The following is a 26,815-nucleotide window of genomic DNA, read 5'->3' on the forward strand; positions in this document are numbered from 1 at the left end:
AGGCGGCCACGGCTGCACCTTGTTGGCAATCAGAGTGAGGGATCACATGAAAATTCTCATTGCTTCGACTCCCGCGACCGGCCACCTCAACCCGCTGCTTGCGATTGGGCACGTCCTGATCGCCGAAAGCCACGAGGTCGCCTTCCTATCGGGCAGCGCTCTTCGCAGCCGTATCGAAGGCATTGGAGCACCATTCCACGCCTTTCCCGCGGGCGCGGATATCGATCTGCGAGACATCCCGTCGGTGGTTCCCGAAATTAAAGACCTGCCGCCGGGCCCGGAATGGTTGCGCGTCATAGTAGAGCGCGTGTTCATCGACCCCGTCCCTGCTCAGCACAAGGGTTTGCGGCAGGTTCTGCGGGACTTCCCGGCCGACGTCATCATCGGTGACGATATGATGTTTGGCGTGCTGCCGATGCTGCTCGGACCGCGCGCGAAACGGCCTGCCATTGTGCTTTGCGGCACATCGATCTTGCACTGGCGCCGTGAAGATGGCGCGCCGTATTTTGCGGGCTTACCGCCCGCAACCACTTCGGCGCAACTCAAGGAATACGCGGCCATCGCTCAAGAACATGACAGAATTATCTATGAGCCTCTGGGCCGTCGCTTGAATCGGTCGTTAAAGGACTTGGGCGTTGGGCCGTTGTCGATGCCTCCGTTCGATTCTGGCGTTGAACTTGCCGACGCCTATCTGCAATTGACGGCTCCGAGTTTCGAGTTTCCCCGCGAGCTCCCGCCATCGGTGCATTTCGTTGGCGCGCCTCCCATCATCCCGAATCAAGCTCCGCTGCCATCATGGGCGCACGAGCTGGACGGCTCGCGCAAGGTTGTCCTGGTCACACAGGGAACCGTGGCAAATCACGATCTCGGCCTCTTGATCGGCCCGACGCTTGCGGCGCTTGCGAACGAACCTGATCTGCTTGTGATCGCTACCGCGGGCGGGCGGCCGATCGACGCCATACCTGGCCCAATTCCCAGCAATGCGCGGCTGGCCACCTATTTGCCGTTCGATTGGGTACTGCCGAAGGCTGACGTGTTCGTCACCAACGGCGGTTATGGCAGCGTCAACCAGGCTATGAGCTTTGGAATTCCCCTGGTCACCGCGGGGCTGACCGAAGACAAAGCCGACGTGAATGCACGCGTCGCATGGTCCGGCGTTGGGATCAATCTTGCGACGAACGAGCCGACGCCGCAGGCGTTGCGCGAAGCCGTTCGGACCGTGCTCGACAAACCGAATTATCGTTTACGCGCGTCGCTAATGGCTGACGAGTTCGATGGCATCGACACACGTTCCGAAGTCCTCCGAATAGTCAGCCAAGTCTTGCAACCTTCCGGCGCAGACGATTTGCGGCGAGGCGAAGTTGCGGCCAAGAAAATTGCACTCGGGCGCGTTTGAACGCGAATCACCTCGCCTCAATCGACTGAGTCGCTGCACGCGTCATCTTCTAGGAACGGCCCCCCGTCGGCGTCCGGAAGGCTCGATGCCAATCGCAGTTTCCGCACCTTCAAGGCAACTCCGACGCAGATCGGCCAGGACAGGATAACCGATCCATGCGCATTCCGCCGGCCTCCATGGCCTTCACCGTACTGTTGAGCTTTCTCGTCGCGCTGCCGTCCTTCGGCATCGACATGAGCCTGCCGGCGCTCACAGAAACTGGGGCCGCGCTCCGCGTCACCCCGGCACGGGCCGGCTTGATGATGAGCCTCTTCATGGTCGGTTTTGCCATAGCGCCGCTTTTCTACGGGCCCGCTTCCGATCGATATGGCCGAAAGCCTATCGTCGTGTTCGCGTCCATGCTCTTCATCATCGCCGGGATCGGTTGCGCGCTGGCCCAATCGCTGCCAACCCTCCTGATGTGGCGTGTCGTCCAGGGCGCGGGCGCCGGCGCGAGCATGACCATCGTGTTGGCCATTATCCGCGACCTGTTCGAGGGCCAGGCCGCGCGCACAAAGCTATCCTGTGTAACCATCACCACGATGATCGTCCCCATGATCGCGCCGACAGCAGGAGCGGCGCTGCTCGGCCTCGGCGGCTGGCGCGTCATCCATGCGGTGCTTGCCGGAGTCGGGCTCCTCGTGCTGCTGGCAATGTTGCTGGGCTTCGCCGAGAGTGCGCGGATCGACCCGGCCAGCCGACTGGTCCTTTCCGTCATCGCTCGCAACTATCTTCGTGTCCTGATGCACCCTCTCTGCCTTGGGTACATTCTCGTCAACTCCGCCACTTTCGGGGCGCTCTTCGCTTATGTCAGCGGCTCCTCGCTGGTCTTGATCAATGTCGTCGGGCTGAGGCCCCTACAGTATGGTCTCGTCTTCGCGGCGACCTCGCTGGGCATCATGGCGGGCGCCTTTCTCAACAGCAGGCTCAGCACCCGGGGCGTGTTGCCCTTCTATCCGCTCACGGCCGGCTTGGTGCTCGCCGTAGTTTCCACAATGTTGTTGCTGGCCATGACGTTAGTCGACTGGATGCCGCTTCCCCTCTTCATCTCACTTCTGGTCCTCGCCAACTTGGCCTGCGGGCTGATCGTGCCCAACGCGATGCAGGGAGCGATGCAGCCCTTGCCGCAAATTGCCGGCGCCGCTGGCGCCGCGATCGGCTGTATCCAGATGACGATAGGCGCTGTAGTCAGCGGGCTCGTGGCGGCACTCCATGATGGACACTCGGCGCTCTCTATGACCGCCTTCATGGCGCTGTGCTCGCTCCTAGCCTTAGGTTCATATCTGCGACTTGCTCGTCCCGCCGAGTGCGCCGTCGTGTTGCCTTGACCAGGGCCGGCGCTATCGCGCTGCCGAATGCGGCCGCGCACGTTTCTTCCTGTACCCCCGCTACTAGCTCTCCCTAAGCCGAGCCCCCGAAGGGCTGTCGCCACGAGCGGCCCTATACCTTCGATCGTACAGCCTTGCTTTGGTCAAACCGGCATGAAGTGTGGGCAGAACGTCGCCGACCTTCCGTAAATCCGCAGTCCGCTTCATGCGGGTGACATTGGACTGGGTACGGAGCGCTAATGGATACCACGCTGAACCCGAAACAAACTGATCCGCGCCATGTCCTGGTCGCGCGCGCGGAGGAAGAGTTCGCGCACGTTTATGTCGCTGCAATCGTTTGGCAGTCGTCCTACGGCGATGCGGCCAAGCAGGATTATCGCGAGGTGGGCGCCGCAACTCGTCCCGACTTCATCGCTGCCGCTCGAAAACCCGGGGCTTTCCGCGCAGCCGAGCCTACCTACCGTTCAGGCGGCCGCGGCGAAGACAGCACCTCCACAACCAGCACCTCTGGCTCAGAGCGCACCGGAAGACGTCGCGCCGACCGCCGCCGCCCTGTCGCCCGAGTTGACGCAGTTGCTCCAGTCGATGGCGCGCGATCTCGCAACCCTAGGGCAAGGAATCGAACAGCTCAAGGCCAGCCAGGAACAAATGGCCCGCGTTATTGCCAAGGCTTCCGAGCAGAACCTTCGGCCCAAGATATCAGTGCTTCCGCCACGGCCGACTGCCATCCCGACGCGCAAGCCGGTGCCGACGCTCCCGTCGCCGCAAGCCGCAGCGCGGCCGCAGGCCGAAGAACCGCAGTTGTCATCGGCGCCGCGGCGGCCGATGCCCGTGCGCTAACACCGTTCTTTCAGGGAGAGCGGACTCGATCGGGTTGCGCTTGCCAAGACACGAGTTTCGAGATCCGCTTGCAAGCATCGGGAAGGTGACAAATGACCCTGCGTTCTTCCGCAGGAACCAATCCGGCCACCGCGCGACTTATCGCGCATATTTCATAAACCGGGAGACTGCCATGAAAATCGCAAAGATCATTATGGCTGGCACTGCGGCCCTCACCATCATCAGCTCGGCGGCTGTGGCCCAACAAGCGCTTACGGGAACGGTTACCAAAGTTGACCGGATCAATCGCACCATCGCGATTCAACAGATGCAAAGCGGTACCATCGGAGCGAATACCGGCGGCGCTGCCGAAGAGTTCAAAGCACAAAACGGCTTGTCGTTAGACGCCTTGCATGCTGGCGATAAGGTCACCTTTTCCGCTACGGAAACGGGTGGGATCAAAACAATCACGAAACTTCAGAAACAGTAAATCTTCAGAATCCGTAATTTGACGTCACCAACCACAATGGCAAGGGCGGTTGCGTACAAGAGTCCGTTCCTGGCATATTTTGGAAGTGCCGTCTGTCGCGGTGGCAAAAGCGGACCTCGTAAATTCCCTGATCGGCGCGGTTGTAATGCTGCTTGTCGCATAATGATCGACACGGAATGTCCGGTGTTGGGAAAGCCGACAAATGCGAAAAGCCGTGGCGCGACGCTACCTTTGGTACGTGGGTTTCTTCTCCCGATCGCAATAGCTCTTCTCGGACGCGCAGCAATCATTTTCTGAGGTGATTGGCAGTGCTGGCGGACGCACGCCGAAGTGATCCGCGCCTGTGTCTCGTCCGTGCGATGAGAATTCTCTGAGCAGGAAATATAGGGATAGTGAAATGAGTGATGCTGAAATGAATGTCGGGACGCCAGAAGCGGCTTCCAGCAGCGAAACCTTGTTTGGAGGCGAAAATGACTACGCGGCGATGTACAATATGATCTGCGCGCATAGCGTGGCGCAGATAGTGAGATGCGCAGCTCTGTTCTCCTTCGCGGACCATCTGGCTGCTGGCCCAGCTACCGCGGAGGCGGTCGCCCGTGTCGAGGGCCTGGACGTGGACGCCACCTTTCGTCTGATGCGGGCCTGTGCCGCCTACGGGCTGATGAGCTACGATAAGGACCGGGGCTTCTCGGCGACGCCACTCTTAGCCACCCTGCGCACTGACGATCCTCGCTCTCTGTGCGCTATGGCCATGGTGCAGGCAGGCCACGGCCACTGGGCGGCGTGGGGCAGACTCGACGAGGTGATTCGGACGGGCCGGCCGCAGACCGAAGTGGCGCTCGGCTCCAGCCTGTGGGCCTACTTCGCCACGGCGGCAGGCGCCCGCGAGGGGCAGGCCTTCAGCCAGGCCATGGGCGGAATCACCGGTATGCTCATGCCGGATGCCGCCCGACTGATCGACACCGGCTCGGTTGAGTTCGCGTTGGATGTCGGCGGCGCAAGCGGAGCCTTGATCCACGCCCTGATGAAGCAAAATCCTGCCCTGCGCGGCGCGGTACTGGACCTGCCGGAGAACTCGGCGGAAGCCGCCAAGGCGGCGGAGGCGCTCGGTCTGCAGGAGCGGCTATCGATCATTAGCGGGGACTTTTTCGTCAAGGTGCCAGCGGCGGACTTATACCTGCTTAAACACATCCTACACGACTGGAAAGATGACGAGTGCGTTTCGATCCTGCGCAACTGCCGGGGCGCTATCAAGCCGAGTGGTCGGGTAGTGCTGATCGAGATCGTCTTGCCAGACCTGGACCCGCCGCCCTATGCCACCCAGGTCGATCTGACGATGCTGGCGGTGCTGGGATCCCGGGAGCGCACGCTGGAGGAGTACAAGATCCTGCTTGCGACGGCGGACTTCCGGTTCACCAGCCTTACGCCGACCGCCACGCCCTTCTCGCTGATTGAGGCGGTCGCTGCTTAAGCAAAGACGCGCGAGTTGACGGGCCTGAGCTCCCTATGCCGGCGGGAGGGCATTGCCACGTTAACTGCCGATAGCGGCCGACGTCGGCACGCTGTTCTTGAAAAAATGGATGTGCTGAACAGTTGATCGGTCCGATCCGAAGGGAATGCCTCGACACCTCGTCTTCGTTGTGCTGCTGGTCATACATGGGTACCGGCTGAAGATGGACAATCACAATCTTTATTACAGGTGAAACGCGAGCGCGAAGCGCCGCAATCAAATTGTAATTTTGAAGCTCTACAGTATAACCGGCCAGTCGCTTAAATCGGTTCCCGAAATGCTTGATGAGTTCGCCGGGATTGACACACGATCCGAAGCCCTCCCCAATCGTCTGCATATTTCAAATGATGTTGGTTTGCGGCGAGGCTCGGTGGCCGCCAAAGCGGGCCAGCGTGTTGGCCGCAGTTAATCTTCTGCAATTATAACTATCCTCAAGCGAAATGGGAACGTGTTTGGAGCACTCGTGTCGGAGATCAAAAAGTCTAATCATAAGGTGGGTAATGTCGACCGCTCCGCCGCCATGGCCGAGCTTCAAGACATACGGGGCAGTATCGACAATATAGATGCCTCGATCATCCACATGCTGGCGGAGCGCTTCCGGTTTACCCAGAAAGTTGGAGTTCTGAAGGCAAGACACAACATGCCGCCGTCTGACCCCGGCAGAGAGGCGCAGCAAGTCACCCGTCTCCGCGAGATCGCGTCTGCGGCTAAACTTGATCCAGAGTTTGCTGAAAAGTTTCTTGCCTTTGTCACTCGTGAAGTCATTCGGCATCATGAAGCCACCAGGCGCTGATGCATGAACGCGCGGTGCCAAACCGCAGCACACTCCCTAAGGGGAGCGCGCACCAATAAAGGTATCTACATGTCCGATTCAAGTTCAAGGGCGACTGCAACAGCGAGCATTTCCGGCTTTGTTCGGAACCTTGGCGCTTTTGAGGAAATCTACTGGCTCTACAACCAACTGGGCGCGCATGGTTTCGCTTACGCGATGGAGGTTGACGGCCCGACGATCGTAGCTGAGTGGCAGTCGGCACTGGATGCCATTCAACGAAGCCACCCATTTTTCTCGGTATGCATCGAGCCGAACAGCGGTGGCGTGCCGTTTTTCCGTCACGTGGACGGCGCCCCTATTCCATTGCGCGTTGTCGATGGAATGTCAGGCCCGAGGTGGCAGGAAGAGATGGCGCGGGAGATCTTCACCCCTTTTGCCGGGGACGCAGCGCCGCTCCTGCGGGCTACCTTGATTCATGGAGCCAACCGCGCGGTTTTTATCCTCGCGGCTCACCATACGATCTCGGACGGCGTGTCCATGGCTACTGCTCTGTGCGACCTGTTCCACGTCCTCGCCGGTGGGACGATCGAACTGCATCCGATAATCCCACCGATGGAGGAGAGTCTCGGAGTGCCTCGTGCTCAACTGAACGAGCCTCTGGATGGTCCGCCCCCGGCAGGACCGCCCTTGGTCTACCGCGGCCCGGACAACAACCCGCCGAGAATTGAGACTTTGAAGCTCGATGCGGCGCTTACCAACCAGCTTGTGGCACGTGCCCGGAGCGAGAACACGACCGTGCATGGAGCGCTGTGTTCTGCGGTCGTGCGCGCCGGCAGGATGTTTTCGCAGGCGTGGCGCCAGAAGCCTGTCCGCGTTCTCTCGAACATCAACGTCCGCAGGGACACGGAAGTTGGCAACAGCTCCGCCCTATATTTCGCCGCTGGAATCACACCCGTCGAGCGCGAAAACACCGATGAGTTTTGGCCATTGGCACGGCGTTTCACGGACGCTCTGCCGGCGCAGCGGTCCAGGGGAGCCCTTCAATTCGCAGCTAAGGCCATGACCCAAACCGTTCTGCAGGGTCTCGACGTCAAGGGAGCACAGCAGTTCTTGGCGCAAGGCATGCCGTTCGAGGTGATCATTTCAAATATAGGCCGATTGAACTTCGATGGGCGCTTGGGCGACCTGCATCTTCGATCCGTTTGGGGCATGTCGTCGATAACTGGGTGGGTCGACGAGCAGATTGTCGGCGTCGTAACAGTGAACGAACAGTTGCACATGACCTACACAAGCCAAACGTCGATACCATCGCTGCTCCAGGCGATCGAGCAACTGCTCAGAGAGGCATGCCATATCATAGCGTAGACCGCGGGGTGTTCGAGACCGAACGACTACGCATTTGCTGCAGCGCCAAGGGATGATCACAAGTCTACTGGTTGGACGGACCCTTGCGGCATCGGTCGTCGCCGACCAAAATCACGGATTCTGCCTAGATACCAATCCCGGTCGCATCCGGTGTCGCCACAACTCCGACCCAATGCGTTCGTTTCGCCTGATCGATGATGGCTCCGCGACTCACAGCCCTCACATTACAGTCGTAATGCGCTTTCCCAAACTAGAAATGATGCGGTAATTCGGGCCCTTCACCCTGACTGTCAAAGCATAAGCCGTGGTCAGCGGGTTGCTGACCGACTTGTGTCGTCAGCGCGATTTCCGTCCGCGGGCTTTCGCTGTTGGCCGACGATAACGCGCAGGAAATGACGTGGGGTGATTGTCGTGACAGTCGCTTCGATGGGCAAGCACGCGATTGTGATAGGCTCTGGAATCGGCGGCTTCGCAGCCGCCGCTGTGGTAGTCAAACTATTGTCCTGTGATCGAGTTCGGTCTGGTCGGGTAGACCATGCACCAGATCGACGAGCGTACGCCGGTTTCACGATCTGGAGAAGCTGACCAAAATCTATCGCAGCGTGCTGGAGCGCTATTTCGTATGACCGGCAAGATTCTCGTTCTGACCGCGATCGACGACGAACTCGACAAGGCGCGGACCCCCGAGGGCGTCGAGGTGATCTACAGCGGCGTCGGCAAGGTGAACGCGGCGAGCGCCGCGACATTGGCGCTTCTGGAACTGCGGCCGTCGCTGATAATCAACTACGGCACCGCCGGAAAGATCTGCGAAAAGCTGCGCGGCCTCGTCGAAGTGGCTCATGTCGTGCAGCGCGACATGATGGCAATGCCGCTGGCGCCGCGCGGATGCACGCCGCTCTCGCCCGCTCTCGACAGGCTTTCGTCAGGATATGGCGATGTGACCTGCGGGACCGGCGACAGCTTCGTTACATCGAGCGATCCGTGGCTCAACGAAAACAATATCGACATCGTCGACATGGAACTATTCGCGATCGCCCATGTTTGCCAGCGCCACTCTGTCCGCTGGCGCGCATTAAAGTTCATCACCGACGACGCCAACGACTTCGCCGCCGAGCACTGGACCGCCAATGTCGCCGACGGACAGGAGCTGTTCTGGGATGCAATGAAGAAGCTGACGTAAGGTCTCGACCTTCGATCGTGAGGCGCTGGCGAATATTGAGTACTTAGTCAACAAGGTGTCTCCCCGGACAAGGAGGAGCTTCCGCAACAGTTGGATGCATTCATGCGGGCGGCGGCGGTCCCGGGCGCAGGCGCGGGTCCGTAAGCCTTCGATCGCGGATTTCAGGCGCGCTCGGATGTCGAACTTCGTCTCGTGGAGTATATTGGAGAGGTCACCGAAGGAGGGGTCGTCCCCGCGAACAAAGCTGTCGTGAGGGAGACCGTAGGTAGGCATGGCGAGAGGATAGCCATGGATGCGGTCGGAAGGCGAGGGAGATTTGGACGGATGGCGACAAATCGTCTCCCGGCCTTACCTCACCTACAAGCGTAACCCAACTTGCTGACTGCTCGGAGAAAGCCCGTGACAAATGTGAGCCGAATCGCTTGGATAGTTGGCGTCGGGGCGAGTCGTGGACTCGGCGCCGCGTCTGCCAGGCGCTTCGCACGGGAAGGCTATAAGGTAGCAGTAACCGGGCGGTCGTCGGACGCCCTCCAAGTGATCGTTGATGAAATCGTGGCAGCTGGAGGCCAAGCGATCCCAGCAGCTGGTGACGCTCAACAAGAGGCTGGAATGGTCGATATTCTCGACCGGCTGGAAAGCATCGGCCCTGTTGAGGTGGGCGTTTATAATGCGGGCAACGCGATTTGGGGGCCGCCGCTCGAAACAAAAACAACAGATTTCGAGGCGATGTGGCGGGTCGGTTGCCTCGGCGGCTTCATCTTCGGGCGAGAGGTTGCCCGCCGCATGTTACCACGCGGCTACCATCTACTCCGGGGCGTCAGCAGCTCTTCGCGGAAGAGCAGCGTTTGCTGCATTCGCCGCCGCTAAAGCTGGCCTCAGGATGGTCAGTCAATCCTTCGCACGCGAATTCGGGCCACGCGGTATTCACGTCGCTCACGTCATCATCGACGGTTCCATCGAGGGCGATAAGATCTTTAGCAAGATTCCTGATATCGGACAACAGAAGGGGCCGGACGGCCTGCTGCACCCTGATGTGATCGCCGACAGCTATTGGTATCTACATACGCAACATCGTTCTGCTTGGTCGCAGGAGCTCGATGTGCGTCCACATGCAGAAACCTTTTGAGCCTTGGCAGGCCCATTCATCACATCGGTCTCGTCGTGATATTTTTGGTCTGTGTTTTGTCGTATGACATTGTTCGTTTTTTGCCGAGCCGTCCGTCTCGTGAGGCATCGAAAAGAGAGGAAGCGTCCTACCTCTTGGTGCGAGATTCTGCCGGGGGGGTTCCGACGATATTCGATTTGGCGGCGGGACTGTTCAGGAGCAGCTTGCCCGAATTTACATAATGTCGCTGTTGCACACCCACGTGTTGGGCCGCGACGTGAAGGTCGCGCATTCGCTTCTGCAATGGCGAGCTCTCATAAAGCGCACTGCCGCCGCCTGCAGCAAAACATGCATCGACGACACGAACGCAGGTCGCGGTGACCCAAATCGCTGTTTGCGTGCCTTGTGCCAGGAGAGCATCATTATTCAGCGTTCCGGCAAGCGCGTGGCACCAGTGAGCGCGGGCCTGGGCTTGGCAAAGGGCCCGCGCTGCTCTGAGTTCAGCTTCGATACAGCCGAGTTCGTATTGGAATATCTCCGAAGCCCGCATTGCCACGGCGGCCCGCTGCTGCTGTCGCCCAGTGTTGGCGAGCTCGACGAGTTCGTCGAGCGCGCCCTCGGCCATACCGACGGCGAAGGCGCATTGCAGCAGCGGAATAAGTTGCAGCACGGCTTGATAGAGCGGCCCCGGCTGACATGGTCCGCCGTTCACCGGATCGAAGGAATTCGCCGCTGGGACCAACGTGTCCCTGAGCGTGACATGATGGCTCCCCGTACCCTTGAGCCCTGCGACGTGCCAAGTGTCCTCGATCTGCCAGTCACGCACCGGCAACATGAAGCCCCCGAGCATTGGCGGGCCGTCCGTCCCGGCCGGTCCGGGTATCGGCTTCTTTCGGTCGGTCACGATGCAGAACCGAGAATCCAGTCGGCGTGCTGGCAGTCGCTCATGAACGGCCACCGTCCGTTGATCCGCCAGCCGCCAGGCACTGCCTCGGCCATCCCAGTGGGCTGGGCCGAGGCGGCAATAATCATGTCCGGGCCGTTTCGGTAGACCTGATCGTAGGTTTCCCGCGGGAGGTAAGGCACGAAGATGGCGGACCCGGCGCCGATCATCGCGGTCCAACCGAGCGAACCGTCTAGTCTGCCGAGTGCCCCGATGACCTCCAGCGCCGTTGGCAAATCGAGTTCGAGCCTGCCATGACTCTGAGGCACGAACATGCGAAAGACGCCGATCGATCTTAACGCTTCCACCAGATCGAGCGGAATGCGCCGTCCGGTTTCAATCTCTGCTGCGCGCGAGGTGACGTGGGGCACCAACTTCCGGATATCGGCGAGCAAACGTTGGGCTGTTTGAGTCATCGTTCAGCTCCGCGGCGCTCAGGTTTCCGTCGTGTTTCGACATTTGCGAATGAAGTTACGGTTGTAACTGTCGGGAGCGCGGAAGGAAGCTTAGCCATCAATGTTCGGAAACATACTCACGAACGTATCAGTTTGCCTTCATAAGGAGCAGACTAGACTGGGGAAGTTATTGGGGGAGCTCAATGAGTTCAAAAGACCAATTTGCAGCGTTGGAAGTCATGAGCCGCGAGCGGGCTGCGCTTGGTCCACCTACCAATAGGCTCGACGCGACGGCACCACCGAAGGTCCCGGTCGTTATTCCGCACCGCTTCGAGCGGACCTGCTCAACAGGTACACCGCGAAAAATTGGAATGCGGCAATGACGAGAGGCCCGATTGATTTCCCCAGATCATGCTGGAACAACCCGACCCCCGCATCCAGCAATTGTATGACACCTGCCAATGTACCCAATACCAGCAAGGCTGTTTCCGAACGTTTGTAGATCGCAATCAAAGCGACAACGGCGAGCGGAATGGTACGGGCTGCGGCGTACATCGCAAATATGAATGAGGCTTCGGTCGGGGCGTAGTCCGCCGGCAGTATCGACTTCGGGCTGACAAGTCCAGCGATCGAAAATCCGCTTGCGACCAAGACATTGATGGCGGTCACCAGCGAGGCAATACGCTTGGTTGCCGATCGTGAAGAAAGCGATGTCATCGCGAGCATCTCCGTGGCGAGAATCACGCCGCTGGATGTGATTTGCAGGTTGGGATAATAATAGTATACTATGATTATCTTACGGCGTCACCTTTTTGTGTTGCGGCGCAACCTTCCGGAGGCCCTGACCCATGTTTAGACCGTATATCGTCGGACTGGGAGGAACGACCCGGGAAGGCTCATCCACCGAAAAAGCGCTGTCGTTGTCGCTACGGGCCGCCGCATCACAAGGGGCTGATACCTTGCTGCTTTGTGGAAGCGACATCGACCTGCCAGCCTATGTCCCGGGCGCAACATCGAATACTAAGGCCAATCGGGTCACGGCGGAACTGGGCAGGGCGGATGGCATTATCCTTGGGACACCCGGGTACCACGGCGGTTTGTCAGGTTTGGTTAAGAACGCGCTCGATTACACCGAAGACCTGCGAAACAATAAGCGCCCCTATCTGGAGGACCGACCCATCGGTTGCGTAGTGACGGCCGCCGGAGAACAGGGGGCCGTCACAACTCTTGTTGCTCTCAGGTCCGTGGTTCATGCTTTGCGGGGTTGGCCGACGCCCTTGGGCGTTACAATCGTCACCTCAGATCAGGTGTTCGACGCTGAGGGCAATTGCATCTCTCCGCGAATTGAAACGCAACTGAAAATTCTCTCGCAGCAAGTAGTGGATTTTGCGCGTCTAAGAGCCAAGGCTGATAGCGAATCGTCGGTCGGAGCCAAGCGCGGAATTGCATTCCGATAGTTTCCCAGCCGCCCGGCAGAAACATGGTCGAGTGAGTCCGAGAGTGGTCGTTGTAGAGCCACTACAGACCTAGCTTGCACGCCCAGCCAACGATAGCCGGTCCATCATACAGATCGTTAAGCACGTTCCAATGCGGCTCGCCGCCTCGATGCTGCTTGCCCCGGCATCATTATACGGTAAATAGCTTCATGCTGCTTAGGCCTCAGCAGCGCAAACCCTCTATCGGGAAGAGAAATGGCAAGAAAAAACAAGTCGCTCCAGTCTGCGGAACCGAACGCCCCGATCGACCACCAAAAGATACTCGGTCTTGCCGTCAACACCCTGGGGCGGAATATCGTCTGGAGCTTATCAAAACGAACGGCGCGGCATGGCGTCTTGCCGGGAGTTTATCCGATCATCGCCTGGCTCATGCAATTGCCGGAATCAACCCAGGCAGAGCTTTCGCGTCTTATAGGAATCGAGCAGCCCACAATGGCTATCACCTTGCGGCGTATGGAGCGAGATAGGCTCATTCAACGCAAACCCGACCCCGATCATGGCCGGCGGAGTCACGTTACACTTTCGGCCAAGGGTCGAAAACTCAGTCAGATTATGCGCACTGCAGCATACGAAGTTGAGAAGCTCGCGACTGACGGGCTTACCGCAGCAGAAGTCGACCAGTTTTTCCGTCTAGCTGGAATCATGATTCAGAACCTGAACATTGATCGCTACGGACGAAAATAAAGATTCTCGCTTTTTTATTTTCGATCGGCCTTCCCGTGACTGACGCGACTACGCGTTTCACATAGGCGTGTCTCATCCAATTCCGCTTGACGCAGCCATGTCACTAATAATAGCATGCTATGTTATGGGCGCAGCATTGAAGCGCCTGCCGCACGGGAGAGAATCTGATGTCGACGTTACAACCCCTGCAGTTCTATTTTATGCATTTCATGCCTTATCCCGACGTCGCTCCGAGTCGACCGCAGGGGCAGTGGGTCGATATCCCCAATCGACGATTCGATCCGAAGATCGGCCACAAGCTCTACAAGGAATATATCGATGAACTCGTGCTCGCCGATAGGCTGGGCTACGACGGCCTAGTCGTCAACGAACACCACGCGACGTTTTACAGCCTGATGCCCTCGTGCTCGGTAATTGCAGGCGCTCTTGCACTGCTTACTGAGCGCGCGAAAATTTGCGTGTTCGGCACCCCTATAGCCCTCACGTATCCGCATCGACTGGCGGAAGAATATGCGATGCTCGATGTCATGTCGGGCGGTCGGCTTGAATGCGCGTTTCCGCTCGGGACCGGTATGGAATATTGGGTCAATCCGATAAATCCGAGCTTCGCGCGTGAGCGGTTTCGCGAGGGCATGGACATCCTGATGCAGGCGTGGACCCAGCCCGGTCCCAGTCGCTACGACGGGGAATTTTATCAATACAAATATCTCAATCCATTCCCGCTTCCGTACCAAAAGCCGCATCCGAAGATTTATATCGTCGGTTCTGGAACAGAGGAAACAATCAACTACGCTGCCGAGAAGGGTTTCGGATACTCCCAGGTGTTCACCCCAATTGCTGCGCAATTGAAGTCATTCGAAAATTACCGGGCGACCGCCACCAAAAACGGCCATGTGCCCGACTCTGAATCCATTATCATTTCAGCGATGGCCTTTGTCGCCGAGACGGAAGAAAAGGCGATCGAAGAGGGCAAGGAACACATCCTCTTTTACTTCAAGAACCTCTTGAAAACGGATTCTCACCTGAACTCGCCGCCGGGCTATCTGCCGGTCGAACGGCTGCGAAAACGCTTGGAATCGGGAGCCATCCAGGAAACGGAAGTGACCTGGGAGGGTTTAACGTCTGTCTACCGAACAGTGCTCGGCACGCCAGACCAGGTTGCCGAACGCATCGCATTCTGGTGCGAACAAGCGCAAAGCAGCAAGATCATTCTGCACCTGCATGTCGGCGACATGCCGCATTGGAAAGCAGTGAAAAATATCACGCTGTTCGCCGAAGAGGTGATTCCCCGCGTCAGGAAGCTCACATCTCTGGCACTTCAAGTCGCAGCCGAATAGCGAGGATCGAAAATGCCTGTCTTTACGAAGCGCGCGGTCTTGGTCGATGGAATTCGTGTCGAAGTGCTCGAGGCGGGCAGCGGCGAACCATTGGTCTATTTGCATGGCGCTGGCACGACCAGCGGTTTTCAGGATATTCTCCCGTTGGCTCGGTCCAGAAGACTGATCGTGCCGATACATCCCGGCTTCGGTGCCTCGGACGACGACGCCGGAATCAATTCGATGCTGGATTATGTGGTCCACTATAACGCGCTTTTCGACCAGCTCGACTTGAGCAGTCCCATTGATCTGATCGGACACTCTCTTGGCGGCTGGATGGCAAGTCTTTTCACAGTGTTGAATGACCGTCGCGTACGTCGCCTCGCACTGGCTTGTCCTGCGGGCCTTCGGGTCACTGAGCATCCAACTGCTGATATGTTTACAATTCGAGCAGAGCAGGTGCCGGCTTACATCGTTTCGTCACCGGACGCGCTGGCGCGGATCCCGAGCACCGATTTGACCGTTGACATGAGAGTGGGTCGGTATCGCGAGTTGACGTCACTCGCGCGTATCATGTGGGACAGAAATTACGATCCGAAGCTTACCCGTTGGCTGAAGAAGATCGGAGTGCCGACTCTGATCCTGTGGGGCACCAAGGATCGGATCATTCCGATCGAACAAGCAAAGGTCTGGGCATCGCTTATTTCGACCAGCGAGGTCGATACGTTCGAGGGCGCAGGACATTTGCTGTTCTTCGAGGCACCTGCGGCCGTAAGTCGACTGGAGGCATTCCTCGCCGACGACAGGCCATTGAGGAAAGCCGCGAGCTGACTGAAGCGTCGGAAGTACCCGAAGGAGAAATCAGGGGGAAGCGTCTATGACGGCTCGTATGCGTTGGCTTGAAGCGTTTGCCGTTTCCGGGTTCGTAATTGCGCTGGGAAGCGCCAGCGCCGTAGCGCAGAAGAAATACGATGTAGGCGTAACCGATTCCGAGATAAAGATCGGCAACGTGATGCCGTACAGTGGACCCGGATCGGCTTACGCCGCGATCGGCAAAACCGAAGCCGCTTACTTCAAAATGATCAACGACCAGGGTGGTATCAACGGCCGGAAAATCAATTTCATTTCCTACGACGATAGCTACAATCCGCCGAAAACGGTCGAGCAGGTGCGCAGGCTGGCGGAATCCGACGAGGTGTACGTGCTGTTCAACATCGTCGGGACAGCGGGAAACTCAGCCGTTCAGAAGTATCTCAACCAGAAGAAAATTCCCCATATCTTCATATCGAGCGGCGCCGCCCGGTTTGACGATCCCGAGCAATACCCTTGGAGCATGGCCTGGTGGCCGGGCTTTAAGAACGAAGCCCGGATCTATGCGAAATTCATCCAAGAGCATTATCCCAGCAAGACGATCGGGATCCTGTATCAGAACGACGATTCCGGAAGAGATTACCTCGCCGGCTTCCACGAAGCGTTTGGACCAGACGCGTCGAAGAAGATAAGGCTGGAACTGCCCTACGAACTGACATCGCCAACGGTGGATTCCCAGGTAGTGCAAATTAAAGCGGCCAGAGTTGATATCTTCATCAATCTCGGCACACCGAAATTCGCCGCCCAGGCGATCAAGAAGATCGCCGATCTCGGATGGAAGCCAATTCAGTTTCTCAGCAATGCAGCGGCGTCGACGGCGTCAACCACGAATGCGGCCGGTGTGGATGCTTCTAGGGATATCATCAGCGCGGTCTACTTGAAGGACGCCGCCGATCCGCAATGGAAAGATGACGAGGCCGTGAAGGAATTTCGAGCCTTCATGTCAAAATACTATCCGGACGGCGACCAGGAGAACGGCACCACCGTGTTCGGCTACGGAGCCGCAAAAGCATTCGTTCAGGTGCTCGGACAATGCGGAGACAATCTTACGCGCGACAACATCATGAAACAGATGAGCAGTCTGGACTTGAAGATCGACGTCTATTTCCCTGGCATCAGGATCAAGACCAGTCCCACTGACTATTCTCCGATCGATCAGCTTCAGATGGTGAAATTCGATGGTCAAAGATTCGAGCCGTTTGGTTCGATCATAGACAGCAAGTAGTCGACTGCCGATGTGCACGAAGCGCGATTTGAGTGTGTCCAGTTGTCCTCCGGGGAGGAAAATCAATGCCGTCTCTTGAAAAGAGGGTAGCGTTGGTCACTGGCGCCGGCGGGGGAATTGGAGCCGCGATCTGTCATCGCCTGTCAAAGGAAGGCGCATTCGTCGTCGCTGCAGATTTGAATTTTGACAATGCGAGTAAGGTTGCCGAGCAGGTCAGGCAAGTGGGAGCGGGGTGTCTGCCGATCCAGCTCGATGTCACCGATCAATTGCAGTGGCGGTCTGCGGTCGCAGAAACGCTGCGTGTTGCCGGTGGTCTCGACATTTTAGTCAATAATGCCGGTGTCGCACATATCAAACCGCTTGAGGCGGTGTCCGTCGATGAATGGAATGCCGATATCAATGTTAATCTCAACGGCGCATTTCTCGGGATCAAGGAATCGTTGAATGCTATGCGCGAACGCGCAGAACGATCGCCGTCGGGGGCATCGATCATCAATATTGCGTCGGTCTCCGCGCTGGTTGGATCGCCGGGCATGCCGGCCTATTCGGCGAGCAAAGGCGGTCTGCGGCTGTTTTCGAAGGCGGTCGCACTCGATTTCGCCAAACGCAGATATGGAATACGGGTCAATTCGGTTTATCCGGGCCTGATCGATACCAGCCTGACGACGCCGCTGTTCGAAAGCATGCGTGGAGCGAATTCAAGCAAGGATATCGAGGCGATTCGAGCGGAAATGATCGAGAAATATCCGATCGGAAGGATCGGCAGACCCGAAGAAGTAGCCGGCGTTGTGTGCTTCCTTGCCGGCGAAGATTCCTCTTACATGATTGGTGCCGAACTGGTCGTCGACGGCGGACTGACGGCCTAATGAACCTCTAACGGCAGGCGGGCCGAGGAAAGTGCCATGAGCTATCCCAATCTGTTCGACCTATCCGGAAAAACGACGATTGTGACGGGTGGAGCGAGCGGGCTGGGCCTGTCAATCGCCGAGGCCTTGGTGGAAAATGGCGCCCATGTTGCGTTATTCGATCTTGACCAGCACGGCCTTGAAGAGGCTGCCCATCGGCTCAGAAGAGCCGGGGCAGATGTCCTGAACAAAACGGTCGACGTTGCCGATCGGGATCAAAGAAGTCAGAAGCCAGATGCCCATTCAGAGTTGTCAGGTTCGAATTCGAGATAGGCCTCGTCGACGATGACGGTTGTCTGCTTGGCCATCTCGGCCAAGAAAGCCTTGAACGAAAGGGTCTCACTGGCTGTACCGGTGGGATTATGAGGATTGACGATGTAGATCGCCCGGGTGCGAGCGGTCACTCGTGCTGCAATAGCAGGCAGATCGTTTTCGAGATGGGCGTTGAGCGGAATGCCGACGACCACCGCCACCAAGCGCCACGGCGTCCACGAGCGCCCTATAATAGATGAACTCGCCGCCAGCGCCGCCGCCAAGCGCGACTTGAACGCCGATTGACAGACAGCGTCGCCATGTGTTTGGTCGCTCGCCTACAATCGCAACCGTTTTCCCGAGACTGAAATAGCGCGGTAGCGGAGCCCGTCCAATCTGGGTGCCGCCTATCAGCAACGGGAGACCAGCCAATGAAAACGACTCCAACAGGTGCTTTACTGCACCATGCACAAACGCGGCCAAAAAGCGCGGCCTTCATCTTTCACGAAGAGGTGTGGACATACGAACGGCTTGCGGACGAAGCCGAACGCCTCGCGCGCGGACTGGCGGCGCACGGCGTCGAACCGGGTGATCGCGTCGCCCTTCATATGATGAACAGGCCCGAAATGGTCGTCGCCTATTATGCCTGCTTCAAATTGGGGGCTATCGCCGCGCCATTGCGAACCGCGTTTACATTCGCCGAACTCGCTCCCATGCTGCAACGACTGAAACCCACGCTCTACATCGGCGAGATCGACCTCTACAAGAACGTCGCCCCGGTTGACGCCTCAATCCTTGAGCCTGACAGGCGCTTTGTCGTCAACGGAACCTTTGAAGAGCACGGCGTCCAGCCGTGGGAGGCGTTATTCGACGAGGCCACCGATGCGACTTTGCCGAACTCGCCGGCCCAGTACAAACCGGCAGTGCTGATCAACACATCCGGGACGACCGGTCAGCCCAAATTCGTCATCCACACGCCGACAACGCTATCTGAATCGGTAGACCTGGTCATCAGGCATTGGGGATTTTCGAACGACGATGTCATGATCGAATCCTTGCCCTTGGCGCATAGCAGCGGGCTCTTCAGTTTCCTGTCCTATATTCAGTTCGGTGCTCCTTTCGTCTTGCTTGAGGGCTTCGACGCCGACAGCGTCCTCGACTCCATTGAACGTCATCGTTGCACCTGGTGTGTCGGTTTTCCGGCCCAGTATGCGGCACTGCTCGAGTGCCAGCGAACTCGGCCGCGCGATCTGGCGTCCTTGCGCATCTGCCTGACCGGAGCAGATGCGTGCCCGATCGATTTTCAGGAGCGGGCCCCTTCGATCCTTGGCGCACCCCTCTACAACATCTGGGGTGCAACGGAAGTCATTGGTTCTTTGACCTTCGGTCTGCAACACGGGCCGGTGGTGCGGATCGTGAAGGGCGCGCGGATAAGGTTGATCGACGAAAATGGTGCCGATGTCGCCGACGGCGAGGCTGGAGAACTCCTGGTTCGCGGGACAAACGTCTTCGCTGGTTACTGGAATGATCCTCAGGCGACGGAGGAGAGCTTAAAAGGCGGCTGGTATCATACCGGCGATCTGATGCGGCGCGGCGAGGGAGATGACCTTTGGTTCGTGTCCCGCAAGAAAGACATCATCATTCGCGGCGGCACCAACATCTCGCCTGTCGAAGTTGAGCAGGCGCTGGTAGCCGCCCATCCCGGGGTCGAGCAAGCTGCAGTGGTGGGCATACCAGATACCGTGCTCGGTCAACGAGTGTTCGGTTTCGTGAAGCTCGCAAAGGGGATGAGGGACACAATCGTTTCCGAAATCCTCGGCAACGTCGCGACGCGGCTTGCATCCTATAAGGTCCCTGAGGGTCTCAGGGTCCTCGACGAATTGCCCCGCAACGCCCTGAGCAAAGTCGATCGCAACATGTTGCAGACCATGGCGGCCGGGACCGACAGGGCAGGCCAGATCCGAGGTGTGCTCTCGCTGCCGAAACAGCCCGACGAGCGGCCGGCCCGGCGCGTCGCTCGAAATAGATAGGCGCTTCTACAGGTGAACAAAAAACGGCGGGCACCACCCGCCGTCGGCATCGCCGGTTTGCGTCGTCATCACGTTCATCCGGTCCCAGCCGCGCCGGCCCGAAGCAAGGCACATTTCGGACAGGGGCCGGATCACAATTCATCACGTCCCCGACACTTAGCCGATGCGGACTGCAGAAAGACCCAGTTGAAGGGTTCACTGCAACCCGCGAACCGGAGCACCCCAAACCGGAGATGATGATGCCTGAGAGGGACAGTATTTCGAGCACGTCACTATTGAATTTCGAGGCGTGGAGAGCTTTGCTCCGCACGATTTGCGGGCGATACAACCCAGAGGGTATCGAGCACAACGCCTTTATCGGCTGGGTTCGTCCCATGAACGTATGCGGGCTCGCGGCAGTCGATATTGGATGGAACGTTCACCGGGTCGAAAGGACGCACCGGGATATTCGCCTCGATGGGGCGGAGCATTATTATGCTTTATTTCAAGTCTCTGGCAAATCAGCGATGACTCAGAACGACCAGGCGGTGCAACTCGCTGCGGGTGACGTCGTACTCGTCGATGCGGCTCGGCCCGTGACATACTTCCGTAACGACACCAGCGCGCAATGGCTATCTGTTCGTCTGCCGCGTCGGTCCCTGGTTTCCCATCTTGGATTCGAGCCGCAAGGAGGTTCTTGCAGGCACAGCGGAACACCGGCCGGGCGTTTGCTCTTCGGTCTTGTTCACGATGCTGACACAGATAACGCATTATCATTCACGTCTGCCGATGACTACATGCAGCTGGCCGTCTACGATCTCGTCGGCGCGCTATTTGCGCCGTCCGATCCCTGGCATATCACTCGCCCTGCGGGCAAGCTGTTCGCGCGCATCTGCGGCGTGATCAAGGACGGATTTTCCGATCCGGATTTTGGGCCCGTCGAGGTGGCCGCCGAAGCGGGAATCTCGTTACGTTACCTTCAAAAGCTCTTTACGGAGCGCGGCTCCACCTGCAGCGAATTCATCTATTCGCTCCGTCTGGATCACGCGGCCCGTCTTCTGCACCGCCGCGCGCTACTGGGTACGGGCCAACCTCTCAGCGAGATCGCCTATGCCAGCGGCTTTCGCGATTATGCACATTTCGCGCGGAAATTCCGCCATCGGTTTGGTTACCCGCCGGGCGCCCACGCCGGAAATGGAAAATGCGCCAGTGATGGAACAGTGCGCGCTGGTCCTGCCGAAAGTGCGCTTTCCGCTCGCGACATTTAACCTCCGGCGAGCTAGGTTCGATCTGCGCGACGGCAACCCGGTTCGGAAATTGCGACCGGAAGTTGGCAAAGAATTTAACGCTGAAATTCAAATTGAGACGCCACAGCTTAGTGACGAAAAAAAATTGAGAGATCAAATCATGCTCTCAGATGTCGGTCATGTCGTCGTCGTTGATGATGACCCATCGCTTCGGCAAATGGTCATCAGGTACTTGGAAGATCACAGCCTGCCGACCAAGTCCGCGTCAAACAGGACAGAGTTGAATCGTCATTTTGCGGGGGCCGTCCCCAGCCTGATAATTCTGGATCTGCGACTCGGTCAGGACGATGGGCTGGACCTTTTACGAGAAATTCGTTCTCATTCGGATGTTCCGGTGATCATCACGACCGGCCATCGTCCCGACGAAATCGATCGCATCGTGGGTCTCGAACTCGGTGCGGACGACTACATCCTAAAACCATTCAGCCTCAGGGAGTTGCTTGCGCGCGTTCGTGCCGTGTTGCGGCGACAGGAAATGGGGCGCGTCGCACGAGCCCATGATCCGGAGCGAGGCGGGTACAGATTCGACGGCTGGCAGCTTGAACGGCGTGGCCGGAGACTCCTCGATCCCAATGCGACGCCGGTCTCGCTGAGCAAAGGCGAATATACGATGCTACTGGCCTTTCTCGAAGCGCCTCAGCGGCCTCTCTCGCGGGAGCATTTGTTGCAAGCCACCCGAATTCACGAGGATATTTTCGATCGAAGCATCGATGTCCAGGTCCTGCGGCTGCGGCGCAAACTGGAGATCGATCCGAGTGCACCGCGGGTGATCCAGACGGAGCGCGGCGTCGGCTATATCTTCGCGCTGCCCGTCGAACCGTTCTGAAAGTGATAAAAATGCGACGCCGTGCAATTGCGGTTGTAACCGTATTGTCCACCCCGGTGATGATCCCGTAACCGGCCATCGTCAGAGTCTCCGTACCGGTTCGCGGGGAATCTCATGTTGCCGAAACGCCAATCCTCTCCATTACCTTCGTTGGTCGCCTATCAGGGGGCCTCTTTGCTAACCGCGTCGGTGCGGAGCTGAAAATGCGATGGTTTGTTCATGTGCTCGCCAGGTTGGTGATCGCGGCGACCTGTACGAGCTCGACGGAAGCGCTCGACGCGCGGGTCGGCGAGGCAAATACCCTTCCTCCGCTAACGGTTTGTGGGAGCATCTCATGTTGAATTCATCTGGATCGCTGACCGGTGCCACCAGACGGAACGGCGTTCGGAGCCGCGAGCTACGCATCACCTTGCGGGATTGGCTGGCCAAGCCCTGGCGCGCCATTGCAAGCCGATGGGCGCATCGGCGTCGCCACCGCGAGATCAAGAAAGCCGTCGCTGCCTTGACGAAACTGGACGACGAGACGTTGCGGGGCATCGGCATACCGCACCGATCACAGATCGAGCAGGTCGTGAGGTACTGTCGTGATTGCTGATGTCGTCAACTATGCGATCGCCGCAATCGGCTTCATCCACGCAGTGGGTCGCTTGTTCGTCCGAAGACCGTCACAGCCACAAGAACACTGTTATGACGAAAAAATGGACTAGACGGCGGGATCAATGTCTGGAGGGGAATATTCGCGCTCTGACCAAAGCTCCCTGAGTATGTCGTTCAGAAGATTTTTGTTACAGTGGCCCAGTCCTGGTGAACCCAGAATCGCGCGAACCGCCCGTCGACGTCGCGGAATCGTGATTTGCGCACTGATGCTGGGCAGCTTGCAACTTTCTCCGGCGACATCGCAGTCGCTCGTGCAACCGCCTGAATCAAACAGCACCGTCGCCGAGGAACCTATCACTCCCATTCCCGAGCCTCCCGCAATTGACCCGCTGAAGATCAAACTTGGGGAGCGTCTATTCGGCGATCCCCGGCTGTCACACGACAATTCGCGCAGTTGCTCGTCGTGCCACGATCTCCGCACAAATGGCGCGAGCTTAAAGAGCCAGGACGTCGGCATCGACGGCTCAAGCCTTCCGCTGAATACCCCTACTATATTCAACGCCGCGCTTAACTTCCGCTTCGGCTGGGAGGGAAAACTCCGTACCCTCGAGTCGGATGCCAAAGCCGCATTGGAAAATCCAGAGGTCATGGGCGTCGGCATTTCCGCGCTGGCGGAAAAGCTCGGCGCGGATCCCGACATGCACCGGGAATTCATGGCAGCCTACGGTAGCGGCCCGGACGCCAAGAATGTCGTGGACGCCCTCGCGAGCTTCGAGCGAACGCTGGTGACACCAGGCAGCAGATTCGATCGTTGGCTTGAAGGAGATGAAGCAGCGTTGTCGACGGAGGAGCTGGATGGATATCGGCTATTTAAATCCCTGGGGTGCGTCTCGTGCCACCAGGGCGCAAATGTCGGCGGCAATCTCTTCGAGCGACATGGAATTTTCCATCCGCTGGCGTCGCCAAAGCCCGAAATCCTGCGGGTTCCGAGCCTGCGAAATGTCGCGACGACGCCACCCTATTTTCATGACGGCAGCGCTCAAACCCTCGATGACGCCGTTCGAAAAATGGGTCTTGCTCAATTGAATTCAACCCTGACCGACCAGCAGGTGAAGGCGATCGTTGGCTATCTCCAGACCCTGACCGGAAACTACCGTGGTGCGCCCGTCGGACCATCACCATGAGGATTACGTCTATCGTAATCGCCTTTGCGTTTTTTCTGTTGCTGCTCACCTGGCTGCTCCTAAGCGGGCTATATCCGCATTACGCTCGCTACGATCGTGAACTCCAGGCGCTCGACGAGTGTTCCGAACTCGAGCGCGGATTGAATCGAGAGGTATTGACCGCACGCGCCGGCTTGTCACGAAACTACGACGCGTTGGCGCGCATGACCGACGCCTACGCCGAGTCGCTTGATCGATTGCGGGAAGCAGCCGGTACGGATTCCGAAGAAAGCGCTGCAATCGAAGTTCTGGCTGCAGGTGCCGACCGGCAGCGGAACTTCGTCGAGCAGTTCAAGAGCAGGAACGCATTGCTGCGGAACTCTTTCGCATATTTTGGAATGTTCAGCGTCCGTCTTGCCGCCTCGGACGACCGGCCGGTGGCCGCCGCCGCCAGCACGCTCTCGTCCGCCATGCTGCACCTCACGCTCGATACGTCGCCGGACGCGGTGCGCGAGGTCAAGGACCGGCTGGAGCAACTTGCGCGTCTGCAAAGTCAGCCCGGCGAAGCCGAGTCGGTACAGGCGGCAGTCGCGCACGGGGGCATATTGCATGACCTGCTGCCGGCGACCGACGCGACGCTGAAGGCGCTTAACGCCGCGGCGAGCACCCGCGAGCAGGATGTCGTTCGTTCCTTGATCATGAAACATCAGCTGGCCGAGCGGGCCTCGGCCCGCCAATACCGGATTCTGCTTTACGCTGCGTCGCTGATGCTGCTCGCCGCCCTGGTCTATCTCGGGCTGCAATTGCGGGCGCGGGCAGTCGCCTTGCGGCGGCGTGCCGCGTTTGAGCACGTGATCGCCGATATCTCGACGCGATTCATCAATTCACAACACCATCAGATCGCCGAACATGTCGAGAGCGCGCTCGAAAAACTGGCCGGATGCGTCGGCGCGGATCGCGCCTATTTCCTGGTGGCCGGCGAGCCGAAGCAAATCTATCGCTGGTCGCGCGAAGGCGCGGAATTTCCGCCAGGCTGGCCCGGGCGCGCGCCGGAGCTTGCTCCGCGTTTTGACCAAGGTGAGGACGGCATCATTCATGTTCCGAAGGTCAGGCCCGCGCATCTTGACGCCCCGATCAACCTACTTGTCGACGCTGGCCTTCAAGGCTGGCTCTGCATCTCAAACTCGTGTCCGAACAGGACACACGCGATACTTGGCTTCGATGCGCTGCGCGCAGGAGCGTTCATCCCGCGGGCTGAAGTTTCGCTACTTCGCATGGCGTTCGATGCGATCGGCCAGGCGGTCGGCAGGGTCTTTCTCCAACGGGAGAAGGAGCGCCTGGAAGCGAGACTGCAACAGGCCCGCCGGATGGAGACTATTGGTACCTTCGCAAGCGGAATCGCCCATAATTTCAATAACATCGTAGGCGCCATTCTCGGTTATACGGAAATGGCTGATGCCCCGGTCAGTCCAGGTGGGCAACCGGCCGCCAACCTTGCCGAAATTCGTCGCGCCGGCGAGCGGGCTCGCGAGCTCGTCGATCAGATTCTCATGTTTGGACGCCGTGGCGAGGGGAGGCGGCAGCGCATTTGCATCAAGGCATTGGTCGCGGAAACGAAATCGTTACTCGCTGCATCGTTACCTTCCCATGTCGGGATCACGGTGAGCGAGACATCCGAGATGACAGTCGTATCGGCGGAACCCGCGCAATTGCAGCAGGTCATCCTGAATGTTTGCAACAATGGGGCACAAGCAATGGACAAACCTGGTCTCATAGAGCTTCAGATTGGAGTGCGGGACGTAACAGACGTGTTGCGGATTGGGCGGATTGGGATCGGTCCCGGTCGCTTCATAACCATTTCGATCTCCGACCCCGGGCGGGGCATGGACGAAGCAATGCTGCAACGCATCTTCGAGCCATTTTTTACGACGCGCCCCGATGGTAACGGTCTAGGGCTCGCGACGGTTCGTGAGATTGTCCAAGAACACGACGGAGCCGTCGAGGTGCAAAGCGCTCTTGGAGCTGGAACGCGTTTCGACATCTGGCTTCCAGCTGTGTCATCCAATGAGCCAATATCCGCTCCATATGCGCCCGGCGTGGCCGGTCGTGGCGCTGGCGAAACGGTGCTGGTGCTTGAAACGGAACGCGAGCGCTTGCTGCGGCATGAGGAAATTCTGGCTGCCCTCGGCTATGAGCCGGTCGGCTTCACAGAGCTGCATGAGGCCCGGCAAGCCTATGCCCTGCGAGCTCGCTTTGATGCAGCGCTCGTGTGTCACCAACTTGGAGCTACTTCATCCCTCGATTTCGCGACGGCATTGCATGATATTGCACCCAACCTGCCGATCATCCTGGCGACACCTTCAGCGCGGGATTTAAATGCTCCGATGCTGGCAGGTTCGGGAATTCGCGAAGTTGTTCATCATCCGCTGACGTCTGTGGAGTTAGCCGGCGCATTGTCTCGCTGCCTAGCGGCTTCCCTTGCCCCGCAACTGCAATCATAGTCGCGTATAAAATTCCCTATTACTTGTGGATACCAAAAACTTTATCCGTGTTGATGACGCCCCGGAATCACCTAAGCTGGCGGAATGATCGGGCTGCTCTGTTTCGTTCTGGCCGTCCTGGCCTCGCCATTCAAGTCGAAGTTGCGGCTTGAGGCTGAGAACGCGGTGCTTCGACATCAGTTGATTGTCTTGAGGCGCAGGCTGCATGGTCGCGTCCGGTTCACGAACAATGATCGCGGGTTCTTTATCCAGCTGTATCGCTGGTTTCCATCAATCCTGGAGGTTCTCACAATCATCCGGCCCGAGACGCTCGTGCGTTGGC

The 26,815-nt window shown here is 58.4% G+C and carries 27 protein-coding genes; 23 read left to right on the top strand and 4 right to left on the bottom strand.

The genetic code is table 11. The features are described 5' to 3' along the window. Positions 1-46: 46 nt before the first annotated feature. The 10 genes from V1289_RS35605 (at position 47) to V1289_RS35650 (ending at position 10,025) form a co-directional block, all read left to right on the top strand. Complete coding sequence (locus tag V1289_RS35605) at positions 47-1,396, top strand: glycosyltransferase (protein WP_334403235.1); 1,350 nt, start codon at positions 47-49, stop codon at positions 1,394-1,396. Positions 1,397-1,551: 155 nt separating this feature from the next. Next, a complete protein-coding gene (locus V1289_RS35610; protein WP_334403237.1) occupies positions 1,552-2,763 on the top strand; it encodes a multidrug effflux MFS transporter in 1,212 nt (403 codons plus the stop codon). A 321-nt stretch (positions 2,764-3,084) separates the two neighbouring features. Continuing rightward, positions 3,085-3,603, top strand: coding sequence for a hypothetical protein (locus V1289_RS35615; protein ID WP_334403239.1), 519 nt, complete (start codon positions 3,085-3,087; stop codon positions 3,601-3,603). A 172-nt stretch (positions 3,604-3,775) separates the two neighbouring features. Beyond that, positions 3,776-4,072, top strand: coding sequence for a copper-binding protein (locus V1289_RS35620; protein WP_334403241.1), 297 nt, complete (start codon positions 3,776-3,778; stop codon positions 4,070-4,072). Positions 4,073-4,469: 397 nt separating this feature from the next. Next, the gene (locus V1289_RS35625) at positions 4,470-5,543 is read left to right on the top strand and encodes a methyltransferase (protein WP_334403243.1); all 1,074 of its coding nucleotides are present in this window, start codon (positions 4,470-4,472) and stop codon (positions 5,541-5,543) included. Between the two features lie 559 nt (positions 5,544-6,102). Then, a complete protein-coding gene (locus V1289_RS35630) occupies positions 6,103-6,375 on the top strand; it encodes a chorismate mutase (RefSeq protein ID WP_334407802.1) in 273 nt (90 codons plus the stop codon). Between the two features lie 69 nt (positions 6,376-6,444). Next, a complete protein-coding gene (locus tag V1289_RS35635) occupies positions 6,445-7,719 on the top strand; it encodes a phthiocerol/phthiodiolone dimycocerosyl transferase family protein (RefSeq protein WP_334403245.1) in 1,275 nt (424 codons plus the stop codon). 622 nt (positions 7,720-8,341) lie between these two features. After that, complete coding sequence (locus tag V1289_RS35640; RefSeq protein ID WP_334403247.1) at positions 8,342-8,899, top strand: phosphorylase family protein; 558 nt, start codon at positions 8,342-8,344, stop codon at positions 8,897-8,899. Positions 8,900-9,307: 408 nt separating this feature from the next. Continuing rightward, positions 9,308-9,766, top strand: coding sequence for an SDR family NAD(P)-dependent oxidoreductase (locus V1289_RS35645; RefSeq protein WP_334407804.1), 459 nt, complete (start codon positions 9,308-9,310; stop codon positions 9,764-9,766). A 13-nt stretch (positions 9,767-9,779) separates the two neighbouring features. Then, positions 9,780-10,025 (top strand): hypothetical protein, encoded by a 246-nt coding sequence (locus V1289_RS35650; protein WP_334403249.1) that lies wholly within the window; start codon positions 9,780-9,782, stop codon positions 10,023-10,025. Positions 10,026-10,152: 127 nt separating this feature from the next. On the opposite strand, the gene V1289_RS35655 is transcribed toward V1289_RS35650, so the two are convergent. From V1289_RS35655 to V1289_RS35665, 3 genes are all read right to left on the bottom strand, one after another. Continuing rightward, positions 10,153-10,839, bottom strand: a complete 687-nt coding sequence (locus V1289_RS35655) for an acyl-CoA dehydrogenase family protein (RefSeq protein WP_334403251.1) — start codon at positions 10,837-10,839, stop codon at positions 10,153-10,155. 65 nt (positions 10,840-10,904) lie between these two features. After that, complete coding sequence (locus tag V1289_RS35660) at positions 10,905-11,342, bottom strand: acyl-CoA dehydrogenase family protein (protein ID WP_334403252.1); 438 nt, start codon at positions 11,340-11,342, stop codon at positions 10,905-10,907. Positions 11,343-11,657: 315 nt separating this feature from the next. After that, positions 11,658-12,059 carry a hypothetical protein gene (locus V1289_RS35665; protein WP_334403253.1) on the bottom strand — a complete coding sequence of 134 codons (402 nt, stop codon included), beginning with the start codon at positions 12,057-12,059 and terminating at the stop codon, positions 11,658-11,660. A 131-nt stretch (positions 12,060-12,190) separates the two neighbouring features. Between V1289_RS35665 and V1289_RS35670 the strand changes: the two genes are divergently transcribed. The 7 genes from V1289_RS35670 to V1289_RS35700 all read left to right on the top strand — a co-directional run bounded on the left by V1289_RS35670 (position 12,191) and on the right by V1289_RS35700 (position 18,111). Continuing rightward, positions 12,191-12,799, top strand: coding sequence for an NADPH-dependent FMN reductase (locus V1289_RS35670; protein WP_334403255.1), 609 nt, complete (start codon positions 12,191-12,193; stop codon positions 12,797-12,799). A 234-nt stretch (positions 12,800-13,033) separates the two neighbouring features. After that, on the top strand, positions 13,034-13,522 hold the full coding sequence (locus V1289_RS35675; RefSeq protein ID WP_334403257.1) for a MarR family winged helix-turn-helix transcriptional regulator: 489 nt from the start codon (positions 13,034-13,036) through the stop codon (positions 13,520-13,522). A 167-nt stretch (positions 13,523-13,689) separates the two neighbouring features. Continuing rightward, positions 13,690-14,859, top strand: a complete 1,170-nt coding sequence (locus tag V1289_RS35680) for an LLM class flavin-dependent oxidoreductase (RefSeq protein ID WP_334403259.1) — start codon at positions 13,690-13,692, stop codon at positions 14,857-14,859. A 12-nt stretch (positions 14,860-14,871) separates the two neighbouring features. Next, a complete protein-coding gene (locus tag V1289_RS35685) occupies positions 14,872-15,669 on the top strand; it encodes an alpha/beta fold hydrolase (protein ID WP_334403261.1) in 798 nt (265 codons plus the stop codon). A gap of 46 nt (positions 15,670-15,715) precedes the next feature. Next, positions 15,716-16,933 (top strand): ABC transporter substrate-binding protein, encoded by a 1,218-nt coding sequence (locus V1289_RS35690; RefSeq protein ID WP_334403263.1) that lies wholly within the window; start codon positions 15,716-15,718, stop codon positions 16,931-16,933. 65 nt (positions 16,934-16,998) lie between these two features. Continuing rightward, complete coding sequence (locus V1289_RS35695; RefSeq protein WP_334403265.1) at positions 16,999-17,799, top strand: SDR family NAD(P)-dependent oxidoreductase; 801 nt, start codon at positions 16,999-17,001, stop codon at positions 17,797-17,799. A 36-nt stretch (positions 17,800-17,835) separates the two neighbouring features. Continuing rightward, positions 17,836-18,111 carry an SDR family NAD(P)-dependent oxidoreductase gene (locus V1289_RS35700; RefSeq protein WP_334403267.1) on the top strand — a complete coding sequence of 92 codons (276 nt, stop codon included), beginning with the start codon at positions 17,836-17,838 and terminating at the stop codon, positions 18,109-18,111. Here V1289_RS35700 and V1289_RS35705 read toward each other — a convergent pair. Further along, entirely contained in the window at positions 18,063-18,374 is a 312-nt protein-coding gene (locus tag V1289_RS35705) for an aminotransferase class I/II-fold pyridoxal phosphate-dependent enzyme (RefSeq protein WP_334403269.1), read from the bottom strand. The genes V1289_RS35700 and V1289_RS35705 overlap by 49 nt on opposite strands. A 147-nt stretch (positions 18,375-18,521) precedes the next feature. Between V1289_RS35705 and V1289_RS35710 the strand changes: the two genes are divergently transcribed. From V1289_RS35710 to V1289_RS35735, 6 genes are all read left to right on the top strand, one after another. Next, complete coding sequence (locus V1289_RS35710) at positions 18,522-20,120, top strand: class I adenylate-forming enzyme family protein (protein WP_334403271.1); 1,599 nt, start codon at positions 18,522-18,524, stop codon at positions 20,118-20,120. Between the two features lie 239 nt (positions 20,121-20,359). Continuing rightward, positions 20,360-21,367: a helix-turn-helix domain-containing protein gene (locus V1289_RS35715; protein WP_334403272.1), complete on the top strand. Its 1,008-nt coding sequence runs from the start codon at positions 20,360-20,362 to the stop codon at positions 21,365-21,367. A gap of 139 nt (positions 21,368-21,506) precedes the next feature. After that, the gene (locus V1289_RS35720) at positions 21,507-22,232 is read left to right on the top strand and encodes a response regulator (protein WP_334407806.1); all 726 of its coding nucleotides are present in this window, start codon (positions 21,507-21,509) and stop codon (positions 22,230-22,232) included. Positions 22,233-22,566: 334 nt separating this feature from the next. After that, entirely contained in the window at positions 22,567-22,827 is a 261-nt protein-coding gene (locus tag V1289_RS35725; protein WP_334403274.1) for a hypothetical protein, read from the top strand. A 268-nt stretch (positions 22,828-23,095) separates the two neighbouring features. After that, on the top strand, positions 23,096-24,013 hold the full coding sequence (locus V1289_RS35730) for a cytochrome-c peroxidase (protein ID WP_334403276.1): 918 nt from the start codon (positions 23,096-23,098) through the stop codon (positions 24,011-24,013). Beyond that, positions 24,010-26,493 carry a two-component system VirA-like sensor kinase gene (locus tag V1289_RS35735; RefSeq protein ID WP_334403278.1) on the top strand — a complete coding sequence of 828 codons (2,484 nt, stop codon included), beginning with the start codon at positions 24,010-24,012 and terminating at the stop codon, positions 26,491-26,493. Before V1289_RS35730 ends, V1289_RS35735 begins: the two co-directional genes overlap by 4 nt. Positions 26,494-26,815: the final 322 nt, after the last annotated feature.

Source organism: Bradyrhizobium sp. AZCC 2289 (assembly GCF_036924615.1).
Taxonomy (GTDB): domain Bacteria; phylum Pseudomonadota; class Alphaproteobacteria; order Rhizobiales; family Xanthobacteraceae; genus Bradyrhizobium.

What these genes read in the sequence shown, in the direction of transcription:
- V1289_RS35605 (WP_334403235.1), top strand. Translation starts at nt 47, where the DNA reads ATGAAAATTCTCATTGCTTCGACTCCCGCGACCGGCCACCTCAACCCG.
- V1289_RS35610 (WP_334403237.1), top strand. Translation starts at nt 1,552, where the DNA reads ATGCGCATTCCGCCGGCCTCCATGGCCTTCACCGTACTGTTGAGCTTT.
- V1289_RS35615 (WP_334403239.1), top strand. Translation starts at nt 3,085, where the DNA reads ATGTCGCTGCAATCGTTTGGCAGTCGTCCTACGGCGATGCGGCCAAGC.
- V1289_RS35620 (WP_334403241.1), top strand. Translation starts at nt 3,776, where the DNA reads ATGAAAATCGCAAAGATCATTATGGCTGGCACTGCGGCCCTCACCATC.
- V1289_RS35625 (WP_334403243.1), top strand. Translation starts at nt 4,470, where the DNA reads ATGAGTGATGCTGAAATGAATGTCGGGACGCCAGAAGCGGCTTCCAGC.
- V1289_RS35630 (WP_334407802.1), top strand. Translation starts at nt 6,103, where the DNA reads ATGGCCGAGCTTCAAGACATACGGGGCAGTATCGACAATATAGATGCC.
- V1289_RS35635 (WP_334403245.1), top strand. Translation starts at nt 6,445, where the DNA reads ATGTCCGATTCAAGTTCAAGGGCGACTGCAACAGCGAGCATTTCCGGC.
- V1289_RS35640 (WP_334403247.1), top strand. Translation starts at nt 8,342, where the DNA reads ATGACCGGCAAGATTCTCGTTCTGACCGCGATCGACGACGAACTCGAC.
- V1289_RS35650 (WP_334403249.1), top strand. Translation starts at nt 9,780, where the DNA reads ATGGTCAGTCAATCCTTCGCACGCGAATTCGGGCCACGCGGTATTCAC.
- V1289_RS35655 (WP_334403251.1), bottom strand. Translation starts at nt 10,839, where the DNA reads ATGTTGCCGGTGCGTGACTGGCAGATCGAGGACACTTGGCACGTCGCA.
- V1289_RS35665 (WP_334403253.1), bottom strand. Translation starts at nt 12,059, where the DNA reads ATGACATCGCTTTCTTCACGATCGGCAACCAAGCGTATTGCCTCGCTG.
- V1289_RS35670 (WP_334403255.1), top strand. Translation starts at nt 12,191, where the DNA reads ATGTTTAGACCGTATATCGTCGGACTGGGAGGAACGACCCGGGAAGGC.
- V1289_RS35675 (WP_334403257.1), top strand. Translation starts at nt 13,034, where the DNA reads ATGGCAAGAAAAAACAAGTCGCTCCAGTCTGCGGAACCGAACGCCCCG.
- V1289_RS35680 (WP_334403259.1), top strand. Translation starts at nt 13,690, where the DNA reads ATGTCGACGTTACAACCCCTGCAGTTCTATTTTATGCATTTCATGCCT.
- V1289_RS35685 (WP_334403261.1), top strand. Translation starts at nt 14,872, where the DNA reads ATGCCTGTCTTTACGAAGCGCGCGGTCTTGGTCGATGGAATTCGTGTC.
- V1289_RS35690 (WP_334403263.1), top strand. Translation starts at nt 15,716, where the DNA reads ATGACGGCTCGTATGCGTTGGCTTGAAGCGTTTGCCGTTTCCGGGTTC.
- V1289_RS35695 (WP_334403265.1), top strand. Translation starts at nt 16,999, where the DNA reads ATGCCGTCTCTTGAAAAGAGGGTAGCGTTGGTCACTGGCGCCGGCGGG.
- V1289_RS35700 (WP_334403267.1), top strand. Translation starts at nt 17,836, where the DNA reads ATGAGCTATCCCAATCTGTTCGACCTATCCGGAAAAACGACGATTGTG.
- V1289_RS35710 (WP_334403271.1), top strand. Translation starts at nt 18,522, where the DNA reads ATGAAAACGACTCCAACAGGTGCTTTACTGCACCATGCACAAACGCGG.
- V1289_RS35715 (WP_334403272.1), top strand. Translation starts at nt 20,360, where the DNA reads ATGCCTGAGAGGGACAGTATTTCGAGCACGTCACTATTGAATTTCGAG.
- V1289_RS35720 (WP_334407806.1), top strand. Translation starts at nt 21,507, where the DNA reads ATGCTCTCAGATGTCGGTCATGTCGTCGTCGTTGATGATGACCCATCG.
- V1289_RS35725 (WP_334403274.1), top strand. Translation starts at nt 22,567, where the DNA reads ATGTTGAATTCATCTGGATCGCTGACCGGTGCCACCAGACGGAACGGC.
- V1289_RS35730 (WP_334403276.1), top strand. Translation starts at nt 23,096, where the DNA reads ATGCTGGGCAGCTTGCAACTTTCTCCGGCGACATCGCAGTCGCTCGTG.
- V1289_RS35735 (WP_334403278.1), top strand. Translation starts at nt 24,010, where the DNA reads ATGAGGATTACGTCTATCGTAATCGCCTTTGCGTTTTTTCTGTTGCTG.